Consider the following 731-nt stretch of genomic DNA (forward strand, 5'->3'; position numbering starts at 1 on the left):
GTGTTGATCTTTCGTGATTATTTTTTAGACGGCATGATGTGAGTTATAATAATTCTGCCAAAAACAACCATAACTCGATTCATCATGCCAAGAACAATGCTAACAGATAAACGGTGGGAAAAGCTACTACAAATAATGAAAAATACCGGCCGAGTTTATAATAAATCCGAGCATCGGATGACGTTTGAAGTGAGCCTTTTCCGAATGAGAACCGGTATTCCTTGGCGAGATTTGCCAGAAGAGTTTGGTGAATGGAGCACCGTCTATAGACGATTTAATTTGTGGTCTAAAAAAGGCATATTAGTTGATATTTTCAAACATTTATCACAACTAGCGGATTTTGAATGGGTGTTCCTAGATGGCTCGATTATCAGGGCTCATCAACATAGTACAGGCGCTGCAACGGAGCATTGTGAGCAAATAGGTCATAGCTGTGGTGGTAATTCAACTAAAATTCATCTTGCGGTTGATAGTGGTGGTTTGCCTATTTGTTTTGAGCTTTCTGAAGGACAACGACATGATATCACTTATGCAGAAAACCTAGTTGAAAGGCTCGATGAAGTCAATACAGTGATAGCCGATAAAGGTTATGACAGCGAGCCTTTTCGGTGCTTTGTTCGTCAAAAAGGCGGACGAACGGTGATTGCTAAACGTAATTATGGTAAGGATATAGATAAAAGCAGTATGGATAGGTGCCTTTATCGCTATCGTCATTTAGTCGAGAATGCCTT

General features: G+C 39.9%; 1 protein-coding gene. It reads left to right on the plus strand.

Translation table 11 applies throughout. The features are described from left to right. Nucleotides 1-84: 84 nt before the first annotated feature. Nucleotides 85-731 (plus strand): IS5 family transposase (locus B9N71_RS12625; RefSeq protein WP_085166148.1); only part of this gene is annotated, 647 nt, incomplete at its 3' end.

It is taken from the genome of Gilliamella bombi, assembly GCF_900103255.1.
GTDB lineage: Bacteria > Pseudomonadota > Gammaproteobacteria > Enterobacterales > Orbaceae > Gilliamella > Gilliamella bombi.